We start from the raw sequence: 8,200 nt of genomic DNA on the forward strand, positions 1-8,200 counted from the left end.
AATGGAGAGGACTGACATGAAGACCACAATCGCAATTGCAACGCTCGCCGCCGCGATGCTCGGCAGCGCCGGCATGGCCTCGGCGGATTCGATCCCGGGCATGCGCGGCCACGACCACACCGGGATCACGGTTCCCGACATGAAGCAGGCGGTCGACTTCTTCACCGAAGTGGTCGGCTGCAAGAAGGCGATGTCGTTCGGCCCGTTCGCCGACGACAAGGGCACCTTCATGCAGGATCTCCTGGGCGTCGATCCGAAGGCGGTGATCGAAGAGGTCACCATGGTGCGTTGTGGCTACGGCTCGAACATCGAGCTGTTCAAATACACAGCACCGGACCAGAAGGACCTGACGCCAAAGAACAGCGACATCGGCGGCTTCCACATCGCCTTCTATGTCGACGACGTCGCCGCTGCCAAAGCCTATCTCGACGGCAAGGGCGTCAAGACACGCTTGGGACCATTGCCGGTCAAGGAAGGACCCGCCGCCGGCCAGACCATCCTCTATTTCCAGGCGCCCTGGGGGCTGCAACTGGAAGCGATCAGCTATCCCGACGGGATGGCCTATGAGAAGGGCGCCGAGACGGTGTTGTGGAGCCCGAAGAGCCCGGAAAAGTGATCGGCAGCGCGCTTGCGCGATGACACGCAGGCGCGCTTTCGCCATGTCAGGACGATCGTTCTGATATGAAACTTTAAGCTTGAAATATCTTATCGCCGGCGCGATACTGAACTCCAGCAAGCGAAGAGGAGATCGCACAGATGAAGGTTGCGGTTCTCGGCGGCGGACCAGCCGGCCTCTACTTTGCCATTTCGATGAAACTGAGGGACGCCGCCCACGATGTGACGGTGTTCGAGCGCAACCGCGCCGACGACACGTTCGGCTGGGGCGTCGTGCTGTCGGCCGAAACGCTCGACAATCTGTCGAAAAACGATCCGGTCAGCGCCGTCTGGATCAAGAAGCACTTTGCCTACTGGGACGACATCGCCGTCATTCATGACGGCGTGCGCACGGTCTCGTCAGGGCACGGTTTCTGCGGCATCGGCCGCAAGCGGCTGCTGGTCCTGCTGCAGCGCCGGGCGCGTGAACTCGGCGTCAAGCTGATGTTCGAGACCGACATCGCCGATCCCAAGCCTTACATGGAGACGCACGATCTGGTCGTCGCTGCCGACGGCCTGAACTCCAGGGCGCGCAACAGTTTCGTCGACATCTTCAAGCCCGACATCGACACCCGCAAATGCAAGTTCGTCTGGCTCGGCACCAACCAGAAATTCGACGACGCCTTCACCTTCATCTTCGAGAAAACCGAGCATGGCTGGGTGTGGGCCCACGCCTACCAGTTCGACAGCGACACCGCGACCTTCATCGTCGAGTGCAGCGAGCAGACCTGGGCTGCCTTCGGCTTCGGTGCGATGTCGCAGCAGGAATCGATCGCCGTTTGTGAGCGGATCTTCGAAAAACATCTCGGCGGCCACGCCTTGATGACGAATGCCAACCATATCCGCGGTTCGGCCTGGATCAATTTCCCGCGCGTGCTGTGCGAGCGCTGGTCTTACAAGAATCTCGCGCTGATGGGCGATGCAGCGGCATCGGCGCATTTCTCGATCGGCTCCGGCACCAAGCTGGCACTGGAAAGTGCTGTGGCGCTGGCCGAATATGTCGAAACTGAGCCGGACCTGGATGCCGCCTTCCGCAGATATGAGGATGCCCGCCGCACCGAGGTGCTCAAGCTGCAATCGGCGGCGCGCAATTCGCTGGAATGGTTCGAGGAGGTCGAGCGCTATCTCGGCCTCGATCCGGTGCAGTTCAACTATTCGCTTTTGACCCGCTCGCAGCGTATCAGCCACGAGAATCTGCGACTGCGCGATGCCGAATGGCTTGAAAGCGCGGAAGAATGGTTCCAGCGCCAGGCGGGCGCCGGCGGCAACAGCCTGCGCCGCGCGCCGATGTTCGCGCCGTTCAAGCTGCGCGACATGAGGCTGCAGAACCGCGTCGTCGTTTCGCCGATGGCGCAGTACAAGGCTGTCGACGGCTGCCCGACCGACTGGCATTTCACGCATTATGCCGAGCGGGCCAAGGGTGGCGCCGGTCTCATCTATATCGAGATGACCTGCGTCAGCCCGGAAGGGCGCATCACGCCCGGCTGTCCCGGCTTCTACGCGCCCGAGCATGAGGTGGCGTGGAAGCGGCTGGTCGATTTCGTCCACACCGAGACCGAGGCCAAGATCTGCGCCCAGATCGGCCATTCCGGCGCCAAGGGCTCGACCCGGCTCGGCTGGGAGGGCACTGACGTGCCGTTGGTCTCAGGCAACTGGCCGGTGATGGCGGCTTCGGCCGTTGCGTGGTCGCCGCAGAATCAGGTTCCGAAGGCGATGAACCGCGCCGACATGGACCGCGTGCGCGACGAATTCGTCGCTTCGGCCGAGATGGCCGATCGCTGCGGCTTCGACATGCTCGAAATCCACGCCGCGCATGGCTATCTCTTGTCGTCCTTCATCACGCCGGTCACCAACCGGCGCACGGATGAATATGGCGGTTCGCTGGACAATCGCATGCGCTATCCCCTCGAAATCTTCCGCGCGGTGCGCGCCGCCTGGCCGGCGGAGAAGCCGATCTCGATGCGCATTTCCGCCAATGACTGGGTCGGCATCGAGGGCGTGACGCCGGCCGACGCGGTCGAGATCGCGCGGCTGCTGCATGAGGCCGGCGTCGACATCTGCGATGTCTCGGCAGGCCAGACCTCGGCACTGGCCAAGCCTGTCTATGGCCGCATGTTCCAGACGCCGTTTTCCGACCGCATCCGCAACGAGGTCGGCATGGCGACGATGGCGGTCGGCAACATCTACGAGCCGGACCATGTCAATTCGATCCTGATGGCCGGCCGCGCCGACCTGGTGGCGCTGGCGCGGCCGCATCTCGCCGATCCCTACTGGACGCTGCATGCCGCCGTCACGCTCGGCGACCGCGGTGTCAAATGGCCTGATCCCTATCTGCCCGGACGCGACCAGCTCTACCGTCTGGCCGAGCGCGACGCCGCAGCGGGGCTGAAAGTATGACGGCCGCCGCGACGATACCCGGCAAGCATGCGCTGGTCACTGGCGGCGGCTCCGGCGTCGGGCGGGCCATCGCGCTGGCGCTGGCTGCTGCCGGCATCGGCGTCACCATCTGCGGCCGCCGGGAAGCAGAGCTCGCCAAGGTGGCCGGCGAAAACGACCGCATCTCTGGCATCGCCGCCGATGTCACCGACGAGGCGGCAATGGCGGCGCTCTACGAGAGGGCGCAAGCCGCGCGCGGCCCGTTCGACATCGTCGTCGCTAATGCCGGCATGGCCGGCAGCGCGCCGGCGCACAAAACCGCGCTCAGCGACTGGCAGCGGACGCTCGACGTCAATCTGACCGGCGCCTTCCTGACGGTGAAGCCCGCGCTGGCCGGCATGGCCGCGCGGAAGACGGGACGAATTGTTTTCATCGCCTCGACCGCCGGCCTGAAAGGCTACGCCTACGTCGCGTCTTACGTCGCCGCCAAGCATGGCGTCATCGGCCTGATGCGGGCGCTTGCCGCCGAAACAGTGAAATCCGGCGTCACCGTCAACGCGGTGTGCCCAGGCTTTGTGGAAACCGAAATGCTGGAAGAGTCCATCCGGCGCATCATCGAAAAGACCGGCCGCTCGGCCGAACAAGCGCGATCGAGCCTTGCCTCGACCAACCCGCAAGGCCGCTTCATCCAGCCGGATGAAATTGCCGCCGCCGTGCTGTGGCTGTGCGGCGACGCCGCCCAATCGATCACCGGACAGGCGATTTCCATCTCAGGAGGCGAAACATGGTAGCCGGCCCCCTGCCCGCGCCGTCGAGACCCGGCAAGGACCGCTTGCGTCTGTGGATCAGGCTGCTGCGCGCCTCGCGCACGATCGAGGCCGAGCTGCGCGAGCGGCTGAAGAAGGACTTCAACACCACGCTGCCGCGCTTCGACGTGATGGCAGCGCTTTATCGCGCGCCGGAAGGCATGCTGATGAGCGACCTGTCGCGTTTCCTGCTGGTCTCTAACGGCAATGTCACGGGCATCGTCGACCGGCTGGTTTCGGAAGGACTTGTCGCCCGCGCGCGGCGCAATGGCGACCGCCGCACCTCGATGGTGCGGCTGACCGAGGAAGGCACGCAGGCCTTTGCCGCGATCGCCGCGGCGCATGAAGGCTGGATCGGCGAATTGCTGGGCAAGGTCAGTGAGGACGACGCGCGCCGGCTGACCGGCATGCTGACCTCGTTCCGCAGCAACTGGGAGGGACGCGAATGACCGCAATGGCCGGGCGCAAGCCGAAGCATTTCCTCTGGGAGGTCGAGGGCAGGATCGCCAAGGTCCGGCTCGATCGGCCGGAGCGCAAGAACCCGCTGACCTTCGACAGCTATGCGGAACTCCGCGACACGTTCCGCGACCTCGTCTATGCCGACGATGTCGACGCCGTGGTGTTCCTTTCCAATGGCGGCAATTTCTGCTCCGGCGGCGATGTCCACGACATTATCGGCCCGCTGGTCAAAATGGACATGAAGGAGCTCCTGGTCTTCACCCGCATGACCGGCGATTTCGTCAAGGCGATGCTGAATTGCGGCAGGCCGATCATTGCGGCGGTCGACGGCGTCGCGGTCGGCGCCGGCGCCATCATTGCGATGAGCTCCGACATCCGCATCGCCACGCCGGAAGCCAAGACCGCATTCCTGTTCACCCGCGTCGGCCTCGCCGGCTGCGACATGGGCGCCTGCGCGATCCTGCCGCGCATCATCGGCCAGGGCCGCGCCGCCGAACTGCTCTACACCGGCCGCACCATGACGGCTGATGAAGGCGAACGCTGGGGTTTCTACAACCGGCTGGTCGATGCCGCCGCGCTTGAAGCCGACGCGCTCGACATGGCGGCGCGCATCGTCTCCGGCCCGACCTTCGCGCACGGCATCACCAAGACCCAGCTCAACCAGGAATGGTCGATGGGCCTCGACCAGGCGATCGAGGCGGAAGCGCAGGCGCAAGCGATCTGCATGCAGACCCGCGACTTCGAACGCGCCTACAAGGCGTTCGTGGCCAAGGAAAAGCCGGTGTTCGAGGGGGATTGAGGATGATGCTTTGCGTGGAGACGTTGGCGGGAGGGGGGCGCCGTAGTGCGCAAGGCCTCAATAGCGGGGCCACCAATGCCTGACCGTTCCTTCCTCTCCTGGCCGTTCTTCGAAGACCGCCATCGCGAACTAGCCGAGCACCTCGAGACATGGTGCACGACCAACCTCCCAGTCGATCACCATGATGTCGACGCCGCCTGCCGCGAGCTGGTCAGCAAGCTCGGCCGAGACGGCTGGCTGAAGCCAACGGCGCTCGACACCGACAACCCGGGTCCCCTCGACGTCCGCACTTTGTGCATCACGCGCGAGACGCTCGCCCGCCATGACGGGTTGGCCGATTTCGCCTTCGCCATGCAGGGGCTGGGCACCGGCGCGCTCAGCCTGTTCGGCACGGTGGAGCAGCGGCAATGGCTTTCGAAGACGCGCGCCGGCAAGGCGATATCAGCCTTCGCCCTGTCGGAGCCGCGCTCGGGATCAGATGTCGCCAACACGGAAATGACGGCGACCCGCGACGGCGACAGCTACGTTCTTACAGGCGAAAAAACCTGGATCTCCAATGGCGGCATCGCCGACCTCTATGTCGTCTTTGCCCGCACCGGCGAGGCGCCGGGCGCCAAGGGACTTTCCGCTTTCCTCGTGCCTGGCGACGCCAAGGGCCTTGGCATCGCCGAACGGCTCGAAGTGATCGCGCCGCATCCGCTGGCGCGGCTGTCTTTCGAGCGGGTCCGCCTGCCGGCCACCGCACTGATCGGCAAGCCAGGCGACGGCTTCCGCATCGCCATGTCGGTGCTCGATGTGTTCCGCTCGACCGTCGGTGCGGCGGCACTCGGCTTTGCCCGCCGTGCACTGGATGAAAGCATCAAACGCGTGGCCGAGCGCAAACTATTCGGCGCGCCGATGGCCGAATTGCAAATGGTGCAGGGGCACATCGCCGACATGGCGCTCGATGTCGATGCGGCGGCGCTGCTGGTCTACCGCGCCGCCTGGACCAAGGACATGGGTGCGCCCCGCGTCACCCGCGAGGCGGCGATGGCCAAGCTGTTTGCCACCGACAGGGCGCAAGAGGTGATCGACAAGGCCGTGCAGCTGCACGGCGGCGACGGCGTCCGCAAAGGCCACATCGTCGAAAGCCTGTATCGCGAGATCCGCGCGCTGCGCATCTATGAGGGTGCCTCCGACGTGCAGAAAGTGGTGATTGCGCGGCAAGTGATGGGCGCGGCCTGAAGCAGGTCGCGCCCACGGACCAGACTGTTTTGACAATGGATATTGCGAACCGAGTTTTGACGAATCGGGAGACTGAAATGCACCAGATTCTGCAGCCGGAAGGCTGGGCCAAACCTGTCGGCTACGCCAACGGCGTCGCGGCGCGCGGTCGGCTCGTCTTCGTTGGCGGACAGGTCGGCTGGAACGGCCAATGCCAGTTCGAAACCGACGACTTCGTCGGCCAGGTGCGGCAAACGCTTCAGAACATCGTCGCGGTGCTGGCGGAAGCCGGCGCGGGGCCGCAGCACATCACCTCGATGACCTGGTACTTCACCGACAAGGCCGAATACCTTGCCAATCTCAGGGGTATCGGCGAGGCCTATCGCGAGGTCATCGGCCGGCATTTTCCGGCGATGGCCGCCATGCAGGTGGTGGCGCTGGTCGAGGATCGCGCCAAGATCGAAATCCAGGCCACCGCCGTCATTCCGGAATAAATTATTGGCTGCCTCAGGAATAAATTATTCGCGAAGCCCCGCCTGCCTCAAGATCGGCAGCACGTGATCGCAGAAATAGGGCAGTTCTTGCGTGTAGTTGACGAAGGACAGCGCGATGCCCTGATAGCCGTGCCCGGCAATTGCGACCATGTCGGCGGCGATCGTTTCCGGCGTTCCGATCAGCGGGTAGGTGCCGGCGCCGCCGGCGAAACGCTGCCGGTAGCGGTCATAGGCGTGCGGGTCGTGCGATTGCGAGAATTCCTTCTTGCCGGCCATGTGGGCATCGACGGCGTCATGGTCGGCCATATCGACGGCGTAGCGCGTGTAGTAGGCCTGCGCCTCTTCCATCGTCGGGCGGCAGACGACATGCGCCACGGTGTAGACGCCGACATCGCGGCCTGCCTTATCGGCCCGCTCGCTGATGTCGGCGACATGCTTGCCGGCATCGCTCATTTCCGAAAATGTCGTGAACAGATAATCGCACCGGGCGGCAGCGAAATCGCGGCCCGGCCCGCCGAAGGCGGCGTTCATGGTCACGGGGCGCGGAACCTGCAGACTGGCCGGCCGGCTGACAGCCTCCTTGAGGCGGTAATAAGTGCCTTCGTAATCGAGCGGCTCGGCCGACGCATAAAGCTTTTCCAGGATTTCGATCCATTCGGCCGCCTGATCGTAGCCCTTCTCGACCAAAGGCGTGCCGAACATGCCGAATTCCTTCGGGTTCCAGCCGCAGACGATGTTCAAGCCCGCGCGTCCCTGGCTGATATGGTCGACCGTCGCCAGCGCCTTGGCGGCATAGAGCGGATGCACCAGCGGCACATGCACGGTCATGAACAGGCCGATCTGCTCGGTGGCCATGGCGAGTGCCGCCGCCCAGGTGAAGGTCTCGAACGACCATTCGCGCACCTTGTTGCGGCCGCCGAAGCCGCGCCAACGCGCGATCGGCAGCATGAACTCCAGCCCGGCGCGGTCGGCGATCTGGGCTGCGGTCACATTGTCCTGCCAGCTCGCCGCCCAGCGCTCCGGCACATCGGTGATGGCAAGCCCGCCATCGGCATTGGTCGAAAAGACGCCAAGCTTCAGTCTGTTCGAGCCGTGCAAAGGGTGTGGTTTGTTCACGTCGCGACCTCCCGGCGAAGATCGCACGCTAGGCCCGCGCGGAAATATTTCAAGCCTGAAATAGCTTGGCGTCACCATCGCTCGCGGGTATCGGTTCCAGCGGGCCGCACCGTGTCCACCACGCAACGGACATCGCAGCTTTTTAAGCTTAAAACTTTCGCCTTGAAAAGCGCCGCACTTTGGATAAGCATTCCGGAGTCGATGGCGATTGCCGTGCCGGACGGGCTTGCCGGCCAGTCCATCGAGCAGACCAGTCCATCGTGCCGGCCAGTCCATCGTGGGTGCTCCGGGTG

9 protein-coding genes are annotated in these 8,200 nt (G+C 64.4%); 7 read left to right on the forward strand and 2 right to left on the reverse strand.

Annotated features, from left to right (window positions below; genetic code table 11):
- Window positions 1-16 precede the first annotated feature (16 nt).
- From ENZ74_RS13770 to ENZ74_RS13800, 7 genes are all read left to right on the forward strand, one after another.
- Window positions 17-616 (forward strand): VOC family protein, encoded by a 600-nt coding sequence (locus ENZ74_RS13770; protein WP_063169949.1) that lies wholly within the window; start codon window positions 17-19, stop codon window positions 614-616.
- Between the two features lie 140 nt (window positions 617-756).
- Window positions 757-3,051, forward strand: a complete 2,295-nt coding sequence (locus ENZ74_RS13775) for a bifunctional salicylyl-CoA 5-hydroxylase/oxidoreductase (RefSeq protein WP_063169948.1) — start codon at window positions 757-759, stop codon at window positions 3,049-3,051.
- Window positions 3,048-3,821, forward strand: a complete 774-nt coding sequence (locus ENZ74_RS13780; RefSeq protein ID WP_063169947.1) for an SDR family NAD(P)-dependent oxidoreductase — start codon at window positions 3,048-3,050, stop codon at window positions 3,819-3,821. Before ENZ74_RS13775 ends, ENZ74_RS13780 begins: the two co-directional genes overlap by 4 nt.
- Window positions 3,815-4,285, forward strand: coding sequence for a MarR family transcriptional regulator (locus ENZ74_RS13785; RefSeq protein WP_063169946.1), 471 nt, complete (start codon window positions 3,815-3,817; stop codon window positions 4,283-4,285). The genes ENZ74_RS13780 and ENZ74_RS13785 overlap by 7 nt, the downstream gene beginning before the upstream one ends.
- On the forward strand, window positions 4,282-5,094 hold the full coding sequence (locus tag ENZ74_RS13790) for an enoyl-CoA hydratase family protein (RefSeq protein ID WP_063169945.1): 813 nt from the start codon (window positions 4,282-4,284) through the stop codon (window positions 5,092-5,094). The genes ENZ74_RS13785 and ENZ74_RS13790 overlap by 4 nt, the downstream gene beginning before the upstream one ends.
- A 75-nt stretch (window positions 5,095-5,169) precedes the next feature.
- Complete coding sequence (locus tag ENZ74_RS13795; RefSeq protein WP_063169944.1) at window positions 5,170-6,318, forward strand: acyl-CoA dehydrogenase family protein; 1,149 nt, start codon at window positions 5,170-5,172, stop codon at window positions 6,316-6,318.
- Between the two features lie 77 nt (window positions 6,319-6,395).
- Complete coding sequence (locus tag ENZ74_RS13800; RefSeq protein ID WP_063169943.1) at window positions 6,396-6,791, forward strand: RidA family protein; 396 nt, start codon at window positions 6,396-6,398, stop codon at window positions 6,789-6,791.
- Between the two features lie 24 nt (window positions 6,792-6,815).
- Here ENZ74_RS13800 and ENZ74_RS13805 read toward each other — a convergent pair whose 3' ends face one another.
- A complete protein-coding gene (locus ENZ74_RS13805; protein ID WP_063169942.1) occupies window positions 6,816-7,907 on the reverse strand; it encodes an LLM class flavin-dependent oxidoreductase in 1,092 nt (363 codons plus the stop codon).
- 71 nt (window positions 7,908-7,978) lie between these two features.
- A partial coding sequence (locus ENZ74_RS34690) for a hypothetical protein (protein ID WP_206522279.1) occupies window positions 7,979-8,200 on the reverse strand: 222 nt, incomplete at its 5' end.

The sequence above is a fragment of the Mesorhizobium sp. M7A.F.Ca.CA.002.15.2.1 genome (assembly GCF_003998715.1).
GTDB classification, from domain to species: domain Bacteria; phylum Pseudomonadota; class Alphaproteobacteria; order Rhizobiales; family Rhizobiaceae; genus Mesorhizobium; species Mesorhizobium ciceri.

Bases quoted from the DNA above. Each gene is read 5' to 3' on its own strand.
- ENZ74_RS13775 (WP_063169948.1), top strand. From the start codon at position 757: ATGAAGGTTGCGGTTCTCGGCGGCGGACCAGCCGGCCTCTACTTTGCC.
- ENZ74_RS13785 (WP_063169946.1), top strand. From the start codon at position 3,815: ATGGTAGCCGGCCCCCTGCCCGCGCCGTCGAGACCCGGCAAGGACCGC.
- ENZ74_RS13770 (WP_063169949.1), top strand. From the start codon at position 17: ATGAAGACCACAATCGCAATTGCAACGCTCGCCGCCGCGATGCTCGGC.
- ENZ74_RS13780 (WP_063169947.1), top strand. From the start codon at position 3,048: ATGACGGCCGCCGCGACGATACCCGGCAAGCATGCGCTGGTCACTGGC.
- ENZ74_RS13795 (WP_063169944.1), top strand. From the start codon at position 5,170: ATGCCTGACCGTTCCTTCCTCTCCTGGCCGTTCTTCGAAGACCGCCAT.
- ENZ74_RS13800 (WP_063169943.1), top strand. From the start codon at position 6,396: ATGCACCAGATTCTGCAGCCGGAAGGCTGGGCCAAACCTGTCGGCTAC.
- ENZ74_RS13790 (WP_063169945.1), top strand. From the start codon at position 4,282: ATGACCGCAATGGCCGGGCGCAAGCCGAAGCATTTCCTCTGGGAGGTC.